The 20700-nt window shown below is 63.4% G+C and carries 23 protein-coding genes and 1 pseudogene; 16 read left to right on the top strand and 8 right to left on the bottom strand.

Annotated elements, in window-relative coordinates; genetic code table 11:
• The first annotated feature begins 157 nt into the window (after positions 1-157).
• Positions 158-1363 carry a 2,3-bisphosphoglycerate-independent phosphoglycerate mutase gene (locus J8F10_RS20005; RefSeq protein WP_210656696.1) on the top strand — a complete coding sequence of 402 codons (1206 nt, stop codon included), beginning with the start codon at positions 158-160 and terminating at the stop codon, positions 1361-1363.
• Between the two features lie 99 nt (positions 1364-1462).
• Here the strand turns inward: J8F10_RS20005 and J8F10_RS20000 are convergent, their stop codons facing one another.
• The 5 genes from J8F10_RS20000 to J8F10_RS40370 form a co-directional block, all read right to left on the bottom strand.
• The gene (locus tag J8F10_RS20000; RefSeq protein ID WP_210656694.1) at positions 1463-1981 is read right to left on the bottom strand and encodes an NTF2-like N-terminal transpeptidase domain-containing protein; all 519 of its coding nucleotides are present in this window, start codon (positions 1979-1981) and stop codon (positions 1463-1465) included.
• 24 nt (positions 1982-2005) lie between these two features.
• Positions 2006-2905 carry a 4-hydroxy-tetrahydrodipicolinate synthase gene (gene dapA / locus J8F10_RS19995; RefSeq protein WP_210656692.1) on the bottom strand — a complete coding sequence of 300 codons (900 nt, stop codon included), beginning with the start codon at positions 2903-2905 and terminating at the stop codon, positions 2006-2008.
• A gap of 214 nt (positions 2906-3119) precedes the next feature.
• The gene (locus J8F10_RS19990; RefSeq protein WP_210656690.1) at positions 3120-3794 is read right to left on the bottom strand and encodes a class I SAM-dependent methyltransferase; all 675 of its coding nucleotides are present in this window, start codon (positions 3792-3794) and stop codon (positions 3120-3122) included.
• 111 nt (positions 3795-3905) lie between these two features.
• Entirely contained in the window at positions 3906-4616 is a 711-nt protein-coding gene (locus J8F10_RS19985; RefSeq protein ID WP_210656688.1) for a hypothetical protein, read from the bottom strand.
• A 126-nt stretch (positions 4617-4742) separates the two neighbouring features.
• Positions 4743-5267, bottom strand: coding sequence for a DUF2752 domain-containing protein (locus J8F10_RS40370; protein ID WP_210656686.1), 525 nt, complete (start codon positions 5265-5267; stop codon positions 4743-4745).
• A 98-nt stretch (positions 5268-5365) separates the two neighbouring features.
• On the opposite strand from J8F10_RS40370, the gene tilS reads away from it, so the two are divergent.
• From tilS to J8F10_RS19925, 11 genes are all read left to right on the top strand, one after another.
• Positions 5366-6466, top strand: a complete 1101-nt coding sequence (tilS, locus tag J8F10_RS19975) for a tRNA lysidine(34) synthetase TilS (protein ID WP_210656684.1) — start codon at positions 5366-5368, stop codon at positions 6464-6466.
• Between the two features lie 107 nt (positions 6467-6573).
• Positions 6574-8154, top strand: coding sequence for a bifunctional phosphoribosylaminoimidazolecarboxamide formyltransferase/IMP cyclohydrolase (purH, locus tag J8F10_RS19970; RefSeq protein ID WP_210656682.1), 1581 nt, complete (start codon positions 6574-6576; stop codon positions 8152-8154).
• A gap of 220 nt (positions 8155-8374) precedes the next feature.
• Entirely contained in the window at positions 8375-9445 is a 1071-nt protein-coding gene (locus J8F10_RS19965; protein ID WP_210656680.1) for a M42 family metallopeptidase, read from the top strand.
• Between the two features lie 399 nt (positions 9446-9844).
• The gene (locus J8F10_RS19960; protein ID WP_210656679.1) at positions 9845-11020 is read left to right on the top strand and encodes a serine/threonine-protein kinase; all 1176 of its coding nucleotides are present in this window, start codon (positions 9845-9847) and stop codon (positions 11018-11020) included.
• Positions 11021-11211: 191 nt separating this feature from the next.
• Entirely contained in the window at positions 11212-11934 is a 723-nt protein-coding gene (locus tag J8F10_RS19955) for a hypothetical protein (RefSeq protein ID WP_210656677.1), read from the top strand.
• Positions 11935-12206: 272 nt separating this feature from the next.
• A complete protein-coding gene (gene greA / locus J8F10_RS19950; protein WP_210656675.1) occupies positions 12207-12692 on the top strand; it encodes a transcription elongation factor GreA in 486 nt (161 codons plus the stop codon).
• 212 nt (positions 12693-12904) lie between these two features.
• Complete coding sequence (locus J8F10_RS19945) at positions 12905-13414, top strand: FHA domain-containing protein (protein ID WP_210656655.1); 510 nt, start codon at positions 12905-12907, stop codon at positions 13412-13414.
• A gap of 203 nt (positions 13415-13617) precedes the next feature.
• On the top strand, positions 13618-13941 hold the full coding sequence (locus J8F10_RS19940; protein ID WP_210656653.1) for a hypothetical protein: 324 nt from the start codon (positions 13618-13620) through the stop codon (positions 13939-13941).
• A gap of 86 nt (positions 13942-14027) precedes the next feature.
• On the top strand, positions 14028-14591 hold the full coding sequence (locus J8F10_RS19935) for a hypothetical protein (protein ID WP_210656651.1): 564 nt from the start codon (positions 14028-14030) through the stop codon (positions 14589-14591).
• Positions 14592-14696: 105 nt separating this feature from the next.
• The gene (locus J8F10_RS19930) at positions 14697-15149 is read left to right on the top strand and encodes a GNAT family N-acetyltransferase (RefSeq protein ID WP_210656648.1); all 453 of its coding nucleotides are present in this window, start codon (positions 14697-14699) and stop codon (positions 15147-15149) included.
• A 175-nt stretch (positions 15150-15324) separates the two neighbouring features.
• Complete coding sequence (locus J8F10_RS19925) at positions 15325-15831, top strand: hypothetical protein (RefSeq protein ID WP_210656646.1); 507 nt, start codon at positions 15325-15327, stop codon at positions 15829-15831.
• Between the two features lie 631 nt (positions 15832-16462).
• Here the strand turns inward: J8F10_RS19925 and J8F10_RS19920 are convergent.
• Positions 16463-17179 carry a hypothetical protein gene (locus tag J8F10_RS19920; RefSeq protein ID WP_210656645.1) on the bottom strand — a complete coding sequence of 239 codons (717 nt, stop codon included), beginning with the start codon at positions 17177-17179 and terminating at the stop codon, positions 16463-16465.
• A gap of 182 nt (positions 17180-17361) precedes the next feature.
• Positions 17362-17571 (bottom strand): hypothetical protein, encoded by a 210-nt coding sequence (locus J8F10_RS19915; RefSeq protein WP_210656643.1) that lies wholly within the window; start codon positions 17569-17571, stop codon positions 17362-17364.
• Between the two features lie 274 nt (positions 17572-17845).
• Between J8F10_RS19915 and J8F10_RS39925 the strand changes: the two are divergent.
• From J8F10_RS39925 to J8F10_RS19900, 4 genes and pseudogenes are all read left to right on the top strand, one after another.
• A pseudogene (locus J8F10_RS39925) lies at positions 17846-17983 on the top strand (elongation factor P); the annotation flags it as partial.
• 33 nt (positions 17984-18016) lie between these two features.
• The gene (locus J8F10_RS39920; RefSeq protein WP_315854236.1) at positions 18017-18193 is read left to right on the top strand and encodes a hypothetical protein; all 177 of its coding nucleotides are present in this window, start codon (positions 18017-18019) and stop codon (positions 18191-18193) included.
• 124 nt (positions 18194-18317) lie between these two features.
• The gene (gene glgC / locus J8F10_RS19905) at positions 18318-19586 is read left to right on the top strand and encodes a glucose-1-phosphate adenylyltransferase (RefSeq protein ID WP_315854130.1); all 1269 of its coding nucleotides are present in this window, start codon (positions 18318-18320) and stop codon (positions 19584-19586) included.
• Between the two features lie 18 nt (positions 19587-19604).
• Complete coding sequence (locus tag J8F10_RS19900) at positions 19605-20093, top strand: hypothetical protein (protein WP_210656636.1); 489 nt, start codon at positions 19605-19607, stop codon at positions 20091-20093.
• Between the two features lie 69 nt (positions 20094-20162).
• Here J8F10_RS19900 and J8F10_RS19895 read toward each other — a convergent pair whose 3' ends face one another.
• Positions 20163-20687, bottom strand: coding sequence for an NUDIX hydrolase (locus J8F10_RS19895; RefSeq protein ID WP_210656634.1), 525 nt, complete (start codon positions 20685-20687; stop codon positions 20163-20165).
• Between the last annotated feature and the right edge of the window lie 13 nt (positions 20688-20700).

Here is a 20700-nt window from a genome sequence, read left to right as displayed (position 1 = left end):
TCGAGCGTCACTGGTTTTGGTCACCGGCCGCGGGGCGCGTTGTCGGCCGTAAGGCCCGGCCCGCACGGGGCAAACAACGAGACGCTCGGACCGGGGACCAAAAGCCTCGGACTAACCGTACTGTACGTCATTATTCGCCGGGCGTAAACTCTTCCGCATGAACATACACGAACTCATCCGCGACCTCCGCGAACCGGCCAAAACCAAGATCGTTCTGCTCGTGGCCGACGGATTGGGCGGGCTTTCCCGTCAACCGGGCGGGCTAACGGAGCTGGAAACCGCAAAAACTCCGAACTTGGACGCCTGCGCCCGCGACGGCGTGACGGGTCTGAGTATTCCGGTTTTGCCGGGAATAACGCCAGGTAGCGGCCCCGGGCACCTCGGGCTGTTCGGCTACGACCCGCTCGAGTACCGCATCGGGCGCGGCATTTTGGAAGCGCTGGGTATCAACTTCGCGGTCGGCTCGCGCGACGTCGCCATCCGGGGCAACTTCTGCACGCTCGGCGCGGACGGCAAGATCACCGACCGCCGGGCCGGGCGCCCGACGAACGAAAAGAACAAGGCCGCGGTCGAAAAACTCCGCACGATCAAAATTCCCGGAGTGGAACTGTTCGTCGAGCCGGTGAAGGAGCACCGCTTCGTATTGGTCATCCGCGGTGACGGTCTGGGCGATCGCGTGAACGACACCGATCCGCAAGCCGTTGGTGTGCCCCCGCTGAAGGCTGCGGGCGCGGACGCCGCGTCTCAGAAGACCGCGGACGTGGTGAATGCGTTCATCGCGGAAGCGACGAAGGTGCTCGCGAGCGAGGGCACGATCAACGGCGCGACGCTCCGCGGGTTCGCGACTTATCCGAAGATCGCGACGTTCGCGGACGTGTACGGGATGAAAGCGGCCGCGATCGCCGTTTACCCGATGTACAAGGGACTGGCCCGACTCGTGGGGATGGACATCCTCGACCCCGGCCAGACGCTCCAGGGGCAGGTCGAGACGCTCACCAAAGTGTGGAACGACTACGACTTCTTCTTCCTGCACTACAAGTACACGGACAGCACCGGCGAGGACGGCAACTTCCCCGCGAAGGTGGACATGATCGAGAAACTCGACGAGGTCGTCCCCGACATTCTGAAGCTGAAGCCCGACGTGTTCATTGTGACCGGCGACCACAGCACGCCGAGCAAGATGAAGTCGCACTCGTGGCACCCGGTGCCGACGCTGCTGCTCGCGGACATGTGCCGCACCGACGAGGTGACGGAGTTCAGTGAGCGGGCGTGCTTGCGCGGCGGGTTGGGGCAGTTCCAGGCGATGCACCTGATGCTGCTCGCGATGGCCCACGCGGGGCGCCTGGGCAAGTACGGGGCGTAACGCGATACTTGATGGCGAACGCAACAACCCGCGTGGTAGCTGCTTCCATGTGAAAGCTGCCGCCACGCGGGTCGTTCCTTGTCTAAAAGCGTCTTCGCACTAATCCTTCACAAACGTCGGCGCTTCCTTTTTGGGAAACACGATTGCTTCGGGTAGGCCCGGGAGCAGCTTTTTCAGCGCCTCACGGCCGGGTGTCGCGTCTGCGAACGCCCATGTTTTGCCGCCGTCACTGGAAACGCCGACGAGAGCTCCCTTTGTGTGCAACCGTCCGCTTGGAGCCGCCATTTGCAGGGCGAATGGGACGATGATGTACAGTTCTTTTCCGGTCTTGACCGAATCGGACGAGTCGCCGACCGAAACCGACTTGAACGTGAAGCCCTTCGACTTCATGTCTTTAACGCTCGCAGTTATGCCTTCGATCATCTTTTTGCGCCCGCCCATTTCCTCCACGATCTTTGGGTGAGTGAGGTCTACGAGCTTGTCGTAGTCACCCTTGAGCAGTGCGTTTTGGGTCTCTTCGGCTTTCGCTTTCGCTGTTTTCTTGATTTCCGCATCGTCGGCCGGAGCAAACGACGCGGAGACGGCGACAACGACACACGCGATGATGCGGGTGGTCATATGGGGTGCTCAGTGGGGACGGGATTATGCTTTCAGCAGGCCGTAGTTCACGAGCGTTTGGCGCACCTTCGCTTCGCCGGCCGCGTCGATCGGGCACATCGGCAGGCGCATCTCGCCGTTCCCGCGCCCGAGGAGCTTTACCGCAGTCTTCAGCGGGATCGGGTTCGTTGCCACGCCGAGCATGTCCCGGCACAGCGGGAACAGCTTGCGGTGCCACTGGAGCGCTTCTTCAAACTTGCCCGCGGCGAACGCCTTCACCAGCGCCATCATGTCGCGCGGCACGATGTTACCGACCACGCTCACCACGCCCTTACCGCCGATGCTCATGAGCGGAAGCGTGAGACTGTCGTCGCCGCTCAGGATCGTGAGATCGGTGAGCGCCGCGACCTGGCTCGCTTGGTCCAGGGAGCCGGTCGCTTCCTTCACGGCGACAATGGTGGGGCACGCCTCAGCCATGCGCGCGAGCGTTTCCGGCAGGATGTTGCTCGCGGTGCGCCCCGGGATGTTGTAAACGACGATCGGGAGGTCCGTGGCTTCCGCGAGCGCGGCGAAGTGGCGGAAGTAGCCCTCTTGCGTCGGCTTGTTGTAGTACGGGCCGACCTGCAGCGTGCCGTTGGCGCCCGCCTTCTTCGCGGCCTTCGTCATCCGGATCGCTTCGGAGGTCGAGTTCGACCCGGTCCCGGCCATGATCTTCGTGCGCCCGCGGGCGCGCTCGCACACGAACGAGACCACGCGCTCGTTCTCGTCGTGCGTCAGCGTCGGCGATTCGCCCGTGGTGCCGCACGGGGCGAGGGCGTCGGTGCCCTGCTCGCAGTGCCAGTCCACGAGTTTGCCGAGTTCGTCCCAATCGACTTCGCCGTTCTTGAACGGGGTGATGATGGCGACGGTGACACCGGCGAACAACTCGCCGCGAGTGGCAGCCATGACGGACCTCGGCACGTTGGAAGGGGCTATTTCGTTAAAGAGTCAAATTACGGAACGTCGCGGGGCGATCAAGTTTGACCGACGGAACCCGGGGTTGAAACCCCGGGCTATTCCCGGTGGCCCTGTTGGGGCGCGCAAACGCACCCCGGTTTGTGTCTTTTGGACCCCGAATGGGGTCACCGGAAATAGCCCGGGGTTTCAACCCCGGGTTCCGTTACGTGTTCTTCCGGGCCAACGTCAATCCGTCGGCGAACGGCAGGAAGCTGAGCGACACGCGAGCGTCGCCGTGGACCTTCTCGTTGAGCGCGCGGATCGCGAGCGTGTCCATGTCGGTCACGCTCGAGTCGGCCGGTTTGCCGTCCCAGAGCGTGTTGTCGATCGCGATCAGCCCGCCGGGGCGGACCAGTTCCAAACACCGCTCGTAGTAGATGTTGTAGCTCGATTTGTCGGCATCGATGAAGGCGTAGTCGAAGGTGCCCGCGTGCCCGTTGGCGAGCAGGTCCGTGAGCGATTGAACCGCGGGCGCGATGCGGAACTCGACCTTGTTCGCCAAGCCCGCGGCGGTCAGGTGCTTCTGCGCGATGCCGGCGTACACCGCGCTGAGTTCGCAGCACACGAGTTTGCCGTCGGCCGGGAGCACGCTCGCGACCCACGCGGCCGAATACCCCGTGAACGTGCCGACTTCGAGGCACTTCTTTGCGCCCATCAGTTGGACGATCAGCGCCAAAAACGGCCCCTGCTCGGGTGCAATCTGCCATTCGCATTCGGGGAGCGTTGCGGTTTCTTCGCGCAGCGCGCGAAACGTGTCGGGCTCGCGCAGGCCCACGGACAGCACGTATTCGTAGAGCCGGTCGGTCATGGGCGTGGGGCGCACGAAACTCGGCAGCATCGGTGAACCTCGGAGGAGTTCGGCACGGGCATGGGGTTAGTATAAACGCGGGCGGGGAACGGATCGGTTGCCCGACCCGTTCCCCGCCCTTTTTGTTCAGCTCGCCCCGAATCAGCGCCCGTCGGCGATGCTGTTACTCGGCTTGTGGTCGATGTGCATCTTGGCGATTTCCGAGGCGAGGTTCTCGATGAACTGGCCCTTGAAGGTGCTCTCGGAAACCGCGTCGGCCGGGCGCACGCCGGTCTTCGGGTACGAGAACGAGAGCGGGTACTTGTCCTTGGGCATCCCGTCCCCGGTCCCGACCTCGTACACGGTGACCTGGATCTCGGCCCGGCCCTCGTAGATGTTGTTCAGGCTCCCGGGCTGGTACAGGCGCATCTTGTCCATCCAGATCTCGAGCACGAAGTCGGCGCCGAGCTTCTGGCCGATCTCGTCCGCGCTCATCTTCTTCCAGGTCGAGTTCTCCATCTTGAACTTGTTGACCTGCGTCTGCGTCAGGATCTTGAGTTTCCGCTTCTCTTTGTTCTCTTTCGCCAGTTCGGGCATCTGGCGCGCCAGCTTGTCGCCGAGTTCGTTGGCGATGGTCGCGAACTGCGGGGCGCTCCCGGGCGCCACTTGCGGCAGCAGCACGACGACGACCTCGTCCTTATCCTTCTTCGGCCCGTCCTTGGCAAAGGTGAGGGGCGACGGCGCCGGCACCTTGTCGTCGCGTGCGAAGATGAACGCCGCGACGTTCAGCGGGCTGCACCCGATACCCGCGACCACGAAGAACGATCCCCACACCGCCCGGCGGGCCCACTTTCCGGCTCTACTACGGTTCATCCGTGAACCCCCCTCTTAAAACAACAAAACAACAGAATTCAGAAGACAAAATTCCGAGACCAGGGGCGGAGCACCGGTCAGCCGAGACGTTCTGTTCTCCGGCTGCTGATTTCTGCCCGCTGATCTTTACCCCCAAACTAACAGCACGCCCCAGCGCGCGAGCATGAGAACGACGACGGCACCGGTGACGCACGTGAAAATCAGTTCGCCGGCCCCGCGGCGGTTCGGAACGAAGAGCGCCCGCCCCCGCAGGCCGCTCGCCAGTGCCCACACCAGTGTGACCGCCCAGATCACGCAAATCGTGGTGCCGACCCAGTTCGCCCGCAGCGACGCGGACACGTCCCCGTGAACCAGGAGGGCGAAACTCGTTGTCATCCCGCACGAGGGGCACGGCTTGCCGGTCAGCGTCGCGAAGTTACACGGCGGCATCCCGAGCTGTGTGTGCGTCGACATCGTCCGCGGCGCGCCGGCCTCGTCGTAAGGGTGGATGTACGCGGCCGCCGCGAACACCGCCGCGAGTACCCCCGCGAGCGCGAGCAGCGACGCCCGCACGACCCGCTTCAGGTGGGCGGTCGCTTCCGCGGGGCGAATCACCTTCGCTCGGGGCGGCTTCTCGTTGTGGGTGTTCGTATCGGGTTGTTCGGGTTGCACGCATAGCCTCCGGCGGGTCGCGACGCAAGCGGACTTTCTCTCATCCCGATCGCGTGTCAGGATGATATCAGGGATTCTACTCGGTGCGAGAACGTAGCGTGACGCGCGTGTTGCGGGCGGTCCGGCGGTTTACGGCGAGTCGGCCGGGGCCGGGCGTTGTGGCAGTTTCTGGCGGCGCGGACAGCGTGGCGCTCTTGTGCGCGCTGCACGCCTGCGGCGCTTCGGTGATCGTTGCGCACGTGAACCACCGGCTCCGTGGGGAAGAGTCCGACGGCGACGAAGCTTTCGCGCGCGAACTGTGCGCGACCCTCGACACGGAGTGCCGCATTAAGAGCGCGGATGTAGCCGTGCTCGCGGCCGGTGGCAACCTCGAATCGACCGCGCGCCGGGTGCGGTACGAGTTCTTCGCGGACGTGGCACACGCCTCCGGCGCGCCGTGGGTCGCGACCGCGCACACCGCCGACGATCAAGCGGAGACGGTGCTCCACCGGCTCATTCGCGGCACGGGGCTGCAGGGATTGCGGGGGATCGCGGCCGAAAGGCGAGCTGAACGCGAAGAACCTAACCCCCCAACCCCCTTCCCTAAAAAGGAAGGGGGAGCAGAGCCAAAGCCAAAGACAATCGCACCGCAATCGCCGGATTTCAGCCCCTCTCCGTTTAGGGGAGGGGTTGGGGAGGGGGTGCTTTCCGGGCTTTCCATCCTTCGCCCCCTCCTCACAGTCACGCGCGTCGATGTGCTGGCGTACCTCGCGGAGATCGGCCAGCCCTACCGCACCGATAGCACGAACGCGGACACGCGGTTCACGCGCAACCGCATTCGGCACGAGCTGCTGCCGCTACTCAAAACGTTCAACCCCGATGTCGTATCCGCGCTCACGCACCTCGCGGAGCACGCCGGCGACGCGCACGAAGTCATCTCAGTGGCTGCGGGTGAATTGCTCGCACGGGCCGAGCGCCCGCGGGTCGCGCACGTGCTGGTCCTTGATGCGAGCGCGCTCGCCGGGGCACCACGCGCCGTGACACGTGCGGCGCTGCGATTGCTGTGGGAGCGCGAGAACTGGCCGATGAGCGACATGACGTTCGATGCGTGGGAACGCGCGGTCGAGGTTGCGTGTCGTAACGCCGGCGCCTGTGATTTCCCCGGCGGCATCAGCATGCGGGCCGCGGGTCGAGTGGTTCAGCTCACCCGGCGTGAATAAATAAACTGGCGAACGGCCGGCGTGAGCCGGCTGGTGCGTTGACGACGGGCTTTCGCATCAGTTTTCACCAGCCGGCTCACGCCGGCCGTTCGCCAGGAGGTTTGCCGATGCTCCGTCCGATTCGCCGCGCGTTGCTGAGTGTGTCCGACAAAACCGGACTTGTGGACTTCGCGCGCGAACTTGCGTCCAAGTACGGCGTCGAACTGATCGCCACCGGCGGAACGCGGAAGTCGCTCGCGGACGCCGGCTTACCCGTAAAGGACATCAGCGAACTGACGAAGTTCCCCGAGATCCTCGACGGGCGCGTGAAGACGCTCCACCCGGCGATCTACGCCGGTTTGCTCGCGAAGCGCGACAAGCCCGAGCACATGCAGACACTCGTTGAACACGCGCTACCGGAAATCGACCTAGTCGTCTGCAACCTGTACCCGTTCGAGCAGACCGTGGCGAAGCTCGGGGTGACCGAGGCCGAAGCGATCGAGAACATCGACATCGGCGGGCCGTGTATGGTCCGCGCTGCGGCGAAGAACTTCGCGAGCGTGGCGATCATTGTGGACCCGGTCTCATACGCGCCCGTCCTGAAGGAACTCGGCCAGAACGCGGGTCAACTGGGCCGCGAAACGCGCCGCGAACTGGCGAGCGGGGCGTTCGCCCGGATCGCCGCTTACGACCACGCCATCGCGAACTACTTCCTGACGGGCGGGGCGCCGGGCGCGGTCAACTTCGACGAACCCGAGGTTCTGCCGCTGCTGTTCATTCCCAACCAGAAGCTCCGGTACGGCGAGAACCCGCACCAGCGCGCCGCGTTCTATTCGGATGGGACCGCCGATCGCACTTGTGTCGCGACCGCGGAGCAACTGCACGGTAAGGAACTCAGTTACAACAACATCCTGGACCTCGATTCCGCGCTGAATCTGGCGCGGGAGTTCGCGGGTCCGGCGTGCGTGGTGGTGAAGCACAACAACCCGTGCGGTGCGGCAACTGCGGGTAAGCTCGCAGACGCATTTGGTCTGGCCTGGGACGGCGACCCGCTCTCCGCGTTCGGCGGGATCATCGCGTTCAACCGGCCCGTCGATACTGATACCGCCAGCGCCCTCATGGACCCGAAGGCCAAGCGGTTCATCGAGTGCGTCATCGCTCCGGGCTACGAACCGCATGCGCTCGATGCGCTCAAGAAGTGGAAGGAGAACGTCCGCCTCCTGAAGACCGGCGACCTTACCGGCTTCCCGCAGGGGCTCGACTACCGCCGTGTGGACGGCGGGTTACTCGTGCAGGCTCGGGACTACGGTGCGGACAAGCCCGATGCGTGGAAGGTCGTCACCAAACGCAAGCCTACAGAAGCCGAGTTCCACGCGCTGCACTTCGCGTGGTTCGTGTGCAAGCACGTGAAGTCGAACGCGATCGTTCTCGCCCGCGACACGCAGGTCGTCGGGGTCGGGGCGGGGCAGATGTCGCGCGTGGTGTCGGTCGAGATCGCGGTGAAGAAAGCCGGCGAGAAGTCGAGGGGCTCGGTGCTGGCCTCCGATGCGTTCTTCCCGTTCCCGGACAACGTTCATGCCGCGGCCGCGGCCGGTGTGACCGCGATCATTCAGCCCGGCGGGTCCGTGAAAGACCCGGACAGTATTGCCGCGTGCGATGAGCACGGTATCGCAATGCTGTTCACCGGCGTCCGGCACTTCCGGCACTAAAATCACTTTGCGGGGACGTTCGCAAGGTTTTGTGACTCGGTACGATGCTCGCCTGCATTTTTGCGGGCGAGCAATTTTGCTTTCGGGGGGGGCGGAGGGCGACGACGGGGCGAACGGCCGGTGTCAGCCGGCCGGTGCGATAAACACCCTCGCTCTCAATCACCCATAACCGTTTTGCTCTCACCGGCCGGCTGACACCGGCCGTTCGCCAGGAGTTGAGATGGAGCACACGTCGCACGAGTTCTTGAAGAGCCTGCTCGAAACGCCCAGCCCGTCCGGGTTCGAGCAGCAGATCCAGCAGGTCGTCCGCGAACGCATGAGGCCGTTCGCGGACGAGATCCGCACCGACTCGCACGGGAACGTGCTCGCGGCGCGGTTCCCGGAGGGGCGCCCGGGCGACGCGCCGCGGATCATGCTCGCGGGGCACTGCGACCAGATCGGCCTCATGGTGCAGTACATCGATTCCGACGGGTTCCTCTACATCCAGCCCATCGGCGGCTGGGATATGCAAATCCTGCTCGGTCAACACCTTACCGTGTGGACGAAGAGCGGCGGTATTCACGGGGTCGTGGCGCGGCGCGCGATCCACCTCCTGAAACCGGAAGAGCGCGGAAAGGTACCGGACTTCACCGACGTGTGGGTGGACATCGGCGCGAAGAACCGCGAAGAGGCCGAATCGCTCGTGCGGTGCGGCGACCCGCTCACGTTCGCGCTCGGCTACCGGCCGCTCCGCAACGGCCTCGCCGCCAGCCCCGCGATGGACGACAAAGTCGGGCTGTGGGTGTGTATGGAGGCCGTGCGGTTGCTCCAGGGGCGCCCGCTCCGGGCTGCGGTCTTCGGCGCCTCGACGGTGGCCGAAGAGATCGGGCTGCGTGGGGCGACAACGGCCGCCTACGCGATCAACCCCACCGTGGGCATCGCGGTGGACGTGACGCACGCGACCGACACGCCGGGAAACGACAAGAAAACTCAGGGCGACATCAAGTGCGGCGCCGGGCCGGTGCTGTACCGCGGGCCGAACATCAGCCCGCGGGTGTTCGACCTGCTCGAAGAGACCGCGAAGCTACACGAGATCCCGGTTCAGGTGCGCGGAACGCCGCGGGCTACGGGAACCGATGCGAACGCGATCCAGATCGCGCGCGCGGGCGTCGCCACGGGGCTCATTGGTATCCCCAATCGCTACATGCACAGCCCGGTTGAGGTGGTCCACCTCGACGATCTGACGAGTGCGGCGAAGTTGCTCGCGGAGTTCTGCGCGGTCGTCGGCCCGGAGACGAACTGGATTCCGTAACTCGGTCACGCGAATCAGGGATCGCGGATTTTTAGCTGCTACAGATTGCCCAGTATCCGCATCTCATCGTTTGCTTGCGCGATACAGATGCAGCCCGAACAATTTGAAGAACGTTTCCTCGGACCGCGGCATCGTGCCCGCTCTTCGCTGCGAAAGGCAGTGAGGGCGGGCACGATGCCGCGGTCCCGGGCATTTTGTTTATCACCCGGTTCATCGCTCCAAATTGTGCTGGAGCATGAATTAACGCCGCGCTTTGCTTCCTCTAACGCCGACCGTCGGGAATCCGGGCGCATCCGATACTCCCGACACGCCTTCGCGCCCGAATTCCCATCGTTCGGTGGATCGCGTTCTACCTTTTCTCCGGTGACAGGCCGTCTAGTTCGTCCGGAGCTTTCGTCCGTGGCAACACACACGCAACTTCCACGACTCAGCTCGCCGTTTTTGAGTGCCGTTCGCAAAAGTGGACTGCTCACGCCGGACGACTTGATGGCGGTGTTCGCGAACGCATCGATCGACCCCACAACTGCTGAACCGATCCAGGTCGCGGCGCTGCTCGTGCGCAAGAAATTGCTCACGAAGTTCCAGGCGATGCAGTTGCTCAACAACCGGACGCAGGGGTTCGTTCTCGACAAATACAAGATCCTCGACGGCATCCGGCAGGACCGCGTCGGGATGGTGTTCAAAGCGGAACACATGACGACCAAGCGCACCGTAGCCCTGAAGGTGCTGCCGTGCGACCGGGCCAGCGACCCGACCATTCTGAAGGCGTTCCTGGACGAAGTGCGAGCGGCCGCGAAGGTGGACCACCCGGCCGTGGCGCGCATCGTCGACGTGGGGTACTGGCAGGGCACGCACTTCGTCGTCTCGGAATTCGTACCGGGGCAGACGCTCGACAAGGTCGTGGCCGAGAAGGGGCCGCTGGCGCCGGACGCCGCGGCGCAGGTCGTGGCGCAGGTCGCCGTGGGCCTGATGCACGCGCACTCGTGCGGCCTGATTCACCGCGACATGAAGCCGGGGAACCTCTCGCTGACGCCGGACCGGGGCGTGAAGCTCATCGATTTGGGCCTCACGCACATGCTCGAGAGCCCGTGGGCGCGGGTCACGAAGCGGATCAGCACGAAGGAGTACGCGGAGGAGATCGCGCACATCGCGCCGGAGCAGGCGTGGGGCTGCGAGATGGACTGCCGCAGCGACGTGTACAGCCTGGGCTCGACGTTCTATTTCCTGCTGACGGGGGAAGTTCCGTTCCCCGGTCTGGCCCCGGAAATGATGGCGGAACGGCAGATCCGCGGGGTACCGTCGCCGGCCAAGCTCCAGCCCAAAATCTCTCCCGAACTCGCCAGGATCGTCATGAAGATGGGGGCGAAAGACCCGCACACGCGCTACCAGAACGCGCGCGAAGTGGTTCAGGCGCTTCAAGCCTGGCTGCCGCTCGCACAGTGCCGGGCGCTCGGCATCTCCGCGGAGCACCCGAGCCTCGACGCGCAAGGCGACTCCCGCACGCACGCGCTCGTGAAGTCGCCCGCGAAAAAGGGCGGCGTCCTCGCGTTCGTCCGCGGGCTCTTCGGGCGCTAGTGTCTTGGGTAATTGCAACGGCATTTCATGAGGCGGCGTTCTCCCGCGCTAATGGGTATTCCCCAAATGAGGCGCCGTGTCCGCTCTCAACTTGTTCGTACCCTACGTTCCCTACGTTTTCGTTCAGATCGAGCGCCGCGGGCGGTAATTCTGACTTTCCCCTTCGGGCGGTTTGTGTTTACATTTCCGGTATGGACTTCTCGCAGGAAGAACTGGTCGAAACCATTGATCGCTTGGTCGCGGGGCTGATCGATCGCGCCGGCGTGACCGCGGGGCCGGTCGACGCGCTCGCGGTCGCCGAACACCACCTGGGCATCCCGGTTCAGTTCGTCGAACCCGCCGAAGAGGACGAGTCCGGTCGGCGCCGGCCGCGGTCCCGCCCGCCCGGGACCGGGATCACGCTCACCACCGATATGAGCACCGAGCAGCAACAGCGCGCCGCGGCCGGCGGGATCGCGCAGCTCCTGATGCCCGAAATCTTCCGCAAGCTCAGCGTGACCATCGGGACCGAGAGCAAACAGTTCCTGGCGCACGTGCGCGGGCTCGTCGTGCCCCGCGTGCTGATCCCCTCGCGCCTGTTGCGCTCGGCGCTCCGCGACTGCAAGTACGACGTCCCGGCTCTCAAACGGGTTTTCTCCACCACGAGCATGGAAATGATCGCGGCGCGGCTCCTGGACCTGGACGCGCCGTGCGTCATCGCGGTGGTGGACGACGGCGTTGTGGCGAGCCGGCGCGGGAACCGGGCGCCGGCCACGCGCAAGCTCGAAGCGGCCGAGCAGGAGTGCGTGGACCGCGTTATGGAACTCGACCTCCCGCACCGGGCGCGGGTCGGGGAGTGGACGGCATGGGGGTGGCCCGTCCCGGACCGCCCTTTTCGCCGGATTCTTCTGCGCGCCGTGCCCGACGACGTATAATATCATCACGTTGCGTTCACACGGCGGTCGCCATAGCACCAGGGCTGGCGACCGCCGGACCGTTTCCGGCCGCCCGGAAGTTTCGAGTGCCGAGTGCTGAGTGTCGCGAACCGATAAGCGACACAATTGCCGAGCTTTTCTTTCAGCACCGGACACTTCGCACTTCCGAATCGAGACCGCCCTTTACAACCGCCGGCCGGGGCGGGATGATTTTTTGTGTGCCCGTCCGCACCCCTCACCGTGCCGGACCGACAGACTAGGAGCGCTCGGCCATGACCGACGACCGCATCCCCATGACGCGGGAAGGCTACGACAAACTCAAGGCCGAGTTGGATCGGTTCCGCGGGTCGGAGATGATCGAGATCACCAAGCGCGTCGCCACGGCGCGCGAGATGGGCGATTTGAGCGAAAACGCCGAGTACCACGCGGCGCGCGAAGACCAGGGCATGCTCCAGGCCCGGATCAATGATTTGTCCGACCGTCTCTCCCGCGCGGTCATCGTAGATACGACCTTGCTGCCGAAGGACACGATTGCCTTCGGGAGTCGAGTGAAGGTTAAGGATCTCGACGTCGACGAAGAAGAGATCTTTGAACTCGTTGGTCCGGGGCAAGAAAACCCCGATAAGGGGCGTATTCTCACAACCAGCCCCATCGGGCAGGGCTTGATCGGCCGGAAAAAGGGCGAAACGGTCAAGATCCAAGTGCCGAGTGGCACCATCAAGTTCAAGATCCTGGAGATTTCGTCCGCGAACATATAAGTCGTTGCGGGCGCGAATTTTCGTTGGAAGAGTTGTCGGGCTTTACCCGTTTTTCTGCGTACACAAGAAAAACGGGTAGGCGCGGTCGATCTGCGTACTAGAAAGGTTTACAATTCCCGTCAATGCAGTGTTGACGGCCCCGAATCTGTGACGATTGTTACTGATAGGAACGGCACTCACGCCGTTTCTGGTCGGGCCGCCAGGAGGCGGGCATGTCAGACCCCCGGCTTCACAGTTTGCACTTGGAAGGCTTGCCCAGGCGGGACACGTTCCGCTCTGCGCGCGAAAAGCTCCAGGCCGCTTGCGGAAGCCAAACGCTGGCCGGTAGCGCCCGCGTTCTCGACGACGAGAACCTCGGCACTTCGACCCTCGCCGCACCCGTTGGGGGCGCGAGTGGACTCGTCGGGCGCTTCACGTTTTATCTCAAAGACGGCACCAACGTTTACCCGCTCCGCCTGGGAATGAACAGCGTTGGGCGGTTACCCGACAACGACGTTGTGGTGCGAGACGAGTGCGTTTCCCGGCGCCATTGTGCGGTGCTGATCCACTCGGACTTACGGTGCGAACTGCACGACGTCGCATCGAAGAACGGCACCCTTCTGAACGGCAAAAAAATCCCCCAACCCCAAAAGCTCCAGTCCGGCGATCAGATCACACTCTGTAACCGCCGCCTCACATTCCACATCGCCGAAGTGCCGAGCGAACCCGCCGCCGTGGGTTGAGCAGCGCGAACCACCTCGAACGCGATCTCTTTTTTTCTTCTATCGTTGCGGTGCGCAGTTGTTGTGATGGGATGCTTAGGCGGTTTATATCGATTGCCCTGTGCTCCATCTCAATCGTTTCATTCGCTATCTTCCTTAATCTTCGCGTTCAATGAGTGCCCCGCCCGATAACCCCATTCGCCACACCTGCGAGGGTTATCGTTATGGCCACGTTCTACCTCCTCCCGCCGCGCGAGTGTCTCGAGCGAGCCGTCAGCGACCTGTTCGCGAAGCTGCTCCCCGGTTTGCCGCTCCCGGTGGACGTGTGGGGCACACTCGCGGAGCAGCTCGCGAGCGTCACGGGGTGGGCCGATGACACGTTCCTGATTCCGCGCGACGAGCTCCCGGACGGCGAACCGGCGCCGGCGCTGGTCGAAGGGTTCGGAGCGGACCCGGGCGACCGCGTGGTGGACGTGAGCCTCGCGCGGCCCGCGCGAACGTGGGTCGTGACTCAAGCCGACGTTTCCGGCATCGCGCTCGCGCGATAGGATAAATAAACCACGGTTCGCCTCTTTCGACCCGTGAGCCGCGCACTACGCAAAACCGCGGCCACCGGCACCAGAAGTCTCATCACATGACAGACCCCCTCGATAATAACGACGACTGGGCCGACCTCGCACGCGAGTTCGCTCTGGACAAGCCGTCCGCGCCGGCCCCCGCCGACAGCGACGACCGCGCCGAAGCGACCGAGTCGAACCCGGAAGACGCCGCGCCCGAATCGGACGAAGCCGAGGGCGCGGACGAGTTCGATGACTCCGAGGAATCGCCGGCCGGCGAAGCCGGTGCCGAAGGCGACGGGGCGCCCGGCACCGGGCGGAAGCGCCGTCGCCGTCGTCGTCGCCGCCGCAAGGGGGGCGCACCGGGTGATGCCGCCCCGGTCGCGGGAGCTGCAGCCGCGGCGAGCGAAGAAGACGGCGATGAGGGCGAAGAGGGCGACGAGGCGGTGGCCGAACCGGTCGCCGCGAGTGACGATTTCGATGCTCCCGCGGGTGAAGAAATGGAAGATTTCGATGCCGAGCCGGCGCCGTCGTTGGCGGCCGAAGAAGACACCGCGAACGAGGTTCTTCGCGAGCTGATCTCGACCTGGAACGTACCGTCTTGGGACAGCATCGTGAGCGGTTTGTACCGCCCTGGCTAAGCGCGTTCCGGGTTCCGAACTTCCGAGTTCCAAGTCGAAGACGCGCGGCCGTGTCTTCGCTTCAACCTGGAGCCCGGAACCGGGAACCCCGAACCTGGAGCTAACATGGCGGACGCGATCATCGATATCGTGGGTGCGGACGAACTCCCGCTCATCATCGATATGTACAACCAGATTTTCCGCCCCGCGAAGACGATCGAGTCGTTCCGCCGGCGGTACACCGGGCGCCACAACGTTTTACAGCTCGTGGCCCGCGTAAAGGAGAAGCCGGCCGGCTTCTTCCTCGGCTTCGAGCTGAAGCCCGACACGTTCTTCGCGTGGTTCTACGGGGTTATGCCCGACGCGCGGCGCATGGGCATCGGCTCCCAACTCATGGAAGCCGCGCAGAGTTGGGCCGCGCAGCACGAATACGAAACGATCCGGCTAGAGTGCCACAACACCCACCGCCCGATGCTCCACCTCGCCATCGAGCTCGGGTACGACATCGTCGGCCTCCACTGGGACGCCGACCGCGGTGACAACCTCATCATGTTCGAGAAGAGCCTGACCGGGCGATAGTCCGCGAACCCGGCGGGCGCTCTCGTTGTCTCTCCGGTCGCAACCTTCTTCGGCCCGGGTTCGACCATGCGGAATCTCTCACTTCTTGGGACTGGAATGCGGCTCGTTCCGCCGTAGTCCGCGAACCAACTGGTTCCGGACCGCGTACCATTCCACCCACGAAGGAGGGCGCCTCATGGCGTCGGTTCCGTATTCCACTTTGCGCCGGGGCGCGCACATCGTTCGCGACGGTCAGTTGTACCAAGTCGTCGATCACGAACTGCGCACGCCGGGCAACCTCCCATCAAAGCTCCGCATCTGGTTGAAAAATCGGCGCACCGGCGCGGTGACGGACTACCGGGTCCACCCCGAAGACCGCGTCGAGGATGCATCAAGCCCCGGGAATCCCGGGGGGGGGCATTTCTCAATGACGCCAGTCGCCCCGCTTCGCACCCTCGCGCGGGTGTCAACGAGTGTCAGACGCGCGAATTTTTCAGGTGCAGAGCTCAAGCCGAGTCGCTGTTTGGCTCGTTTTCAGCAGATTGTTCAGGCTGAGGATTTGGCTCTTGTTGACGCGGGGCTCTGCTTCGGCGTCGGGTCTGTGGAGGAGGTTCTGCTGTCGGGAGAGGGCCGCCGAAACGACGCGCCGCATACCACGCAACGGCTCGTTCTGTTAGTCGTCGGTAATCTTCTTCGGAGATAAGACAGGTATCCCGCAGGCGTCGGAAGTTAGCGAGCTCTGACTCCAACCGCGAAAGGCTCCCCAGCCAGAAAGCTAAAGCTGTTATGGTGCCAAAGAAACCAATAAAAAATGCTACTTGGCCATTAACTTCAAAACCAGAGTCGATGAGTTTGCCAAACGGCGCAAAGAATCTAAATGTTGCCCCAATACAAATCGCTGCCGTTGCATCCCGGCCATAGGCGGTTGCGCGGACCACCGCCCAGTCAATCGCTTGGTACAACCCAGTGCCCATGTCATGAAGTGATACGGCGCAGTGACGACTCGACCACGACTGCGACCACTGCAAACACTACAACCCCGGCAATGATCGCTGCAAAGAGCGGCCCGCCAGCCGCGAGGATACCAGCAGTTGTTAGTCCGCCTCCTGTCAGTGACATAGGGCTGGCGGACCGTGCTGCTTCGCGGGCTTCGTACCGTTGCGCCTTGACAGATGTGTGGACGCGACATCTACGTAGCTTGCGCACAGGTTCTTCAAGTAGCAAAGGGCGGTGCGGCTTCGCATATGCTTTCGCCCACTTCTCCTCGTCGTACCGAGCTTCGATTTTCGCCGGAATTCCCCCTGGTCCATCCAAGAGGGAGCAATGATTGCCCATCATGATTCGTCTCCCTCTTGGGTGTCATCTGAGAAAGTGTATTCTTCCTTTAACAGTGTTAGCTTCTTCGTAAGGCGTTGGAACTGTTCTTGAAACTCTGCCAAATCCCCTTCTGCTAGCTGAATGACTACTTCCTCGTAAGCGTCAGATTCTGCTCTGTGTGTAGTTAGGCTTAGTGTAATTATGGGTAGGTATTGCACTATCTTGTTTGCTGCCGCGTCATAGACAGGGCGCAGGTCGCAGAAGGTTCTGAATTTGCGCAGGTGAGGCAGGGGGCCGGATTCCAGACCACGCACCTTTACCGAGTGATCTCTATTTGGCAAATCAGAAAATAGCTTGACAATATGATCCTTCAGGGATTTAATTCTATCCAAAAGCCGCTTGGCTTTCTCTGCCTCTTTGCCCTTCACGGCCCGTTGAAGGAAGCTTTCCAATTCACCGGGCACCAGCGATCCGCTGTGGCGGAACTTCGCCCGCTGTGCCTGCACGTGATTGATGAATGTGCAAAGCCTAGCGGCAGACTCGTCGGAAATGCCGAGCAAGTCTGCAACCGCTGTGTAAAAGGCGTATCGCGGACGGAACTCGTTTGAGTCTAAATAGTTCCGAAGTAGGTCAAACTGCTTCGGAGTGAGTTCGACTAAGACCGCGATGTCACCGATTGCGTCGTCAGGTAAGAACAACCAGTGAGCCATAACCAACAGCCGTGGTGACGGCACGGCCCCTTCAAACGAATGCCGCTTGGCAAAATGCCCCGCATTTTCAAGTTACGGAGGAAGGATCGGAATTACAAGAACTGGGCGACAGCGCGCAAGAACCGTCAAGGTCGGTAGGATGTGAATATCGATAAAATCGGCACCGCGCCTATTCCTGGTAATTTTGCGATTAATCATTCAACTCTTTAGCAACTCTCGCTCGGTCCAAAGCTCATAGTCTTCCCCTGCCTCACTTCCGCCCGCCGGCTCATCGCGGCACGCTCCGGGTCGGAACCGACGGACAGGGCGAGATGCTGCAACCCGCGGTTGATGCGCTCGTTGACGGCCGAGGTGTGACACTCGAGTGCGGCCATCGGCACACCACGGGTCAACCCGAAGTACAGGTCGATGGCCAATTACTGTTTCGGCGTCAGTTCCCGCAGCCGCGCACCAGGTCGAGCAGCTCCTCTTGCTCCGCGATCTCCGCGGGATCTTCGCTCGGATCGGCCAGGTTGTCGAGTTCGGGGCGGTCCGGGGGCATGATCACCTGACGCGCCCACCGGCGCCAGTACTTGCGGCCGATGGCAGTCCGGGCCTGCCACTCGGCGAACCGGTGAACGGGTCCGCGAGCCGGATCGTAAGCCCGAGGACCGCGTCGAGGAAGCGTTCCTCGAATCTCGTGCGGTCAAGTTCCTCTACCGCGATGGGGCGCACTTCGTGTTCATGGACGAGGAATCGTTCGATCAGCACGAGTTGCCGCCCGGGTTCGTCGGCGACCGCACCGGCTTCCTGACCGAGGGCGGAGCCGCTACACTCGTTTTCTTCGACGACCGGCCGCTCGCACTGGAGCTTCCCCCGACGGTGGAACTGATCGTGCGAGAAACGGAACCGGGCGTTCGCGCGGCCACGGCCTCGGCGGTGACCAAACCCGCGACCCTCGAAACGGGCCTCCGGGTGACCGTTCCGCAGTTCGTAAACGTCGGGGATCGGGTGGTGATCGACACGCGAACCGGCGAATACTCCGGCCGCGTGCGGTAAAGGGCGTCGGCACGGGAACGAAGAAACGGGTCGGGACGTTCCGAATTCCGCGCCCCGCACGCGCCCGACCCCTTTCCCCCACTTGACTCCTGCGCCACAATGAGCACGGGTCGTTGTTGCGAGGGTGGTCATGCGCGGCGTTGTAACTGTGATCTTGGCCGGGGGTAGGGGAACGCGGCTCGAACCACTCACCCGCGATCGCGCGAAACCGGCCGTGCCGTTCGGCGGGCTGTACCGCATCATCGACTTCACCCTGTCGAACTGCATCAACAGTGGGTTGCGTCGCGTGCTCGTGCTCACGCAGTTCAAGTCGCGCAGCCTGGACCGCCACATCCGCCACGGGTGGAGCTTCCTCAGTTCCGAGTTGGGCGAGTCGGTCGAGGTGCTCCCGCCGCAGCAGCGCATCGACGAGACGTGGTACAAGGGCACGGCCGACGCGATCTACCAGAACATCTACTCGCTCGAGCGCGAGAACGCGGAGCACGTTCTGATCCTCGCGGGCGACCACATCTACAAGATGGACTACGGGCACATGATCCGTGCCCACATCGACCGCAAGGCGGACGTGACCATCGGGTGCATCCCGGTGCCGCTCGACGAGGTCCGGCACTTCGGCATCATGCAGACCACGGCCGACGACCGCGTGGTGAACTTCCTGGAGAAGCCCAAAACGGCGGACTCGATGCCCGGTGACGCGCACCACGCGCTGGGATCGATGGGCATTTACGTGTTCAAAACGCGCCTGCTCTTTGAACTATTGTGTCAGGACGCGGCGAAGACCGGCACCGATCACGACTTCGGTAAGAACATCATCCCGCAGATGATCGAGAGCGGCAACAAGGTGATCGCGCACCGGTTTCTGGACCAGAACCGTAAGGCGGTCCCGTACTGGCGCGACGTGGGCACGCTCGACGCTTACTACCAAGCGAACATGGACCTGGTCGCGGTCGAGCCGGTGCTGAACATGTACGACGGAACGTGGCCGATCCGCACGGTCCAGCCGCAGTTGCCGCCGCCGAAGTTCGTGTTCACCGGTGAGGGGTCGGCCGGTCACGCGCGCCGCGGGGAGGCCCTGGACAGCATCGTGTGCGCCGGGAGCATCGTTTCCGGTGGGCACGTCCGGCGCAGCATTCTCTCGCCCCGCGTGCGGGTGAACAGCTACGCGGTGGTGGAAGACTCGATCCTGCTCGACGGCGTGGACGTGGGCCGCTACTGCCGCATCAAGAAGGCGATCATCGACAAGGACGTGAAGCTGCCGCCGTACACAGTTCTGGGTTACGATTCGGAGTTCGACCGGCGCCGTGGGTTCACCGTGACCGACCTGGGGGTCGTCGTCGTGTCGAAGGCCGAGCCGCCCGAAACGTTTCAGGCGCCCAACCCGCTCCCCAATTGATCCGCCGGGAGGTTCTTAATGGCCCGCTTCGCACTAATCGCCGTTGGGCTTATCGCCTTCTCGGTTCCGGTCCGCGCCGCGGACGAAGCCAAGGGCGAGAAGGTCACGTACACCGTGTTCGATGCCTATTTCGAGAAGAATAACTCCGGGCTGAAGGGTAATGAAACCTACACCGCGCTCACCAGTAAAGACGGGTTCGAGAAGGTGTTCGCGGCCCGGCCGCCGCTTATGGGCGGGAAGAAGCCGGTGCTGCTCGCGGCCGATGCGTTCGACAAGCAGTTCGTCGCGGTCGTTGTGAAGCGCGGGCCGGCGATTACGACGTACCAGGTCGAGGCGGTGAAACTCGACAAGGACGGCACTTTGTACGTGCAGTACAAGGCCGAGAGCGGCCCCGCGGGAACCGCAACTTTCGCCAGCCCTCTTATCGTGAGCATACCGAAAGAGGGTGCGAAGAAGGTCGCGTTCATCGAGAACGGTAAGGCCGTCAGTACGGTGGATGTGAAGTGAGTCTGGGCGAACGGCCGGCGTGAGCCGGCTGGTGGGAAATTCGCATCTCGCTTGGCATTACCAGCCGGCTCACGCCGGCCGTTCGCCCAGCCGCCGCTCCCACAGCAAGAGCGAGGTGATGGTCTTCGCGTCGCGGATGGTGCCGTCCAAGCACATGCGAATCGCTTCATCGAGGCGCACGGTGACCGGTTCGAGTTGCTCGTCCGGTTCGGGGCGTGCCGCACCCGCGGTCAGTTCCTCGGCTACGAAGAGGTGCAGTTTCTCGTCCATCACCCCGGGCGAGGCGTACATGAAGCCGAGGCTCCGCCACTTCGCCGCCTGATATCCCGTCTCTTCGATCAGCTCCCGCCGCGCGCACGCTTCGAGTTCCTCGTTCGGCTCCACGGTGCCCGCGGGCACTTCCCAGAGCGTCTCGCCGATCACGAAGCGGAAGTTGCGCAGCAGCACCACGTGCTCCGCATCCAGAATCGGCAGGATTACGACCGCGCCGGGGTGCCGGATCGCATCACGGCGGATCGTTTTGCCGTCGGCCGTGGTGAGCGTATTCACCTCGACGCGAATGCGCCGGCCGATGTGAACGGTTTCAACGGACATGAAAGTCCTCATT

The sequence above is a fragment of the Gemmata palustris genome, from assembly GCF_017939745.1.
Lineage (GTDB): Bacteria > Planctomycetota > Planctomycetia > Gemmatales > Gemmataceae > Gemmata > Gemmata palustris.
This window is presented reverse-complemented; position numbering and strand designations above follow the sequence as displayed.

Bases quoted from the DNA above. Each gene is read 5' to 3' on its own strand.
- J8F10_RS19895 (WP_210656634.1), bottom strand. From the start codon at position 20,687: ATGTCCGTTGAAACCGTTCACATCGGCCGGCGCATTCGCGTCGAGGTG.
- J8F10_RS19900 (WP_210656636.1), top strand. From the start codon at position 19,605: ATGGCCCGCTTCGCACTAATCGCCGTTGGGCTTATCGCCTTCTCGGTT.
- J8F10_RS19925 (WP_210656646.1), top strand. From the start codon at position 15,325: ATGGCGTCGGTTCCGTATTCCACTTTGCGCCGGGGCGCGCACATCGTT.
- J8F10_RS19965 (WP_210656680.1), top strand. From the start codon at position 8,375: ATGGAGCACACGTCGCACGAGTTCTTGAAGAGCCTGCTCGAAACGCCC.
- J8F10_RS19955 (WP_210656677.1), top strand. From the start codon at position 11,212: ATGGACTTCTCGCAGGAAGAACTGGTCGAAACCATTGATCGCTTGGTC.
- J8F10_RS20005 (WP_210656696.1), top strand. From the start codon at position 158: ATGAACATACACGAACTCATCCGCGACCTCCGCGAACCGGCCAAAACC.
- greA (WP_210656675.1), top strand. From the start codon at position 12,207: ATGACCGACGACCGCATCCCCATGACGCGGGAAGGCTACGACAAACTC.
- J8F10_RS19945 (WP_210656655.1), top strand. From the start codon at position 12,905: ATGTCAGACCCCCGGCTTCACAGTTTGCACTTGGAAGGCTTGCCCAGG.
- dapA (WP_210656692.1), bottom strand. From the start codon at position 2,905: ATGGCTGCCACTCGCGGCGAGTTGTTCGCCGGTGTCACCGTCGCCATC.
- J8F10_RS20000 (WP_210656694.1), bottom strand. From the start codon at position 1,981: ATGACCACCCGCATCATCGCGTGTGTCGTTGTCGCCGTCTCCGCGTCG.
- purH (WP_210656682.1), top strand. From the start codon at position 6,574: ATGCTCCGTCCGATTCGCCGCGCGTTGCTGAGTGTGTCCGACAAAACC.
- J8F10_RS19940 (WP_210656653.1), top strand. From the start codon at position 13,618: ATGGCCACGTTCTACCTCCTCCCGCCGCGCGAGTGTCTCGAGCGAGCC.
- J8F10_RS19990 (WP_210656690.1), bottom strand. From the start codon at position 3,794: ATGCTGCCGAGTTTCGTGCGCCCCACGCCCATGACCGACCGGCTCTAC.
- J8F10_RS19935 (WP_210656651.1), top strand. From the start codon at position 14,028: ATGACAGACCCCCTCGATAATAACGACGACTGGGCCGACCTCGCACGC.
- J8F10_RS19930 (WP_210656648.1), top strand. From the start codon at position 14,697: ATGGCGGACGCGATCATCGATATCGTGGGTGCGGACGAACTCCCGCTC.
- J8F10_RS19985 (WP_210656688.1), bottom strand. From the start codon at position 4,616: ATGAACCGTAGTAGAGCCGGAAAGTGGGCCCGCCGGGCGGTGTGGGGA.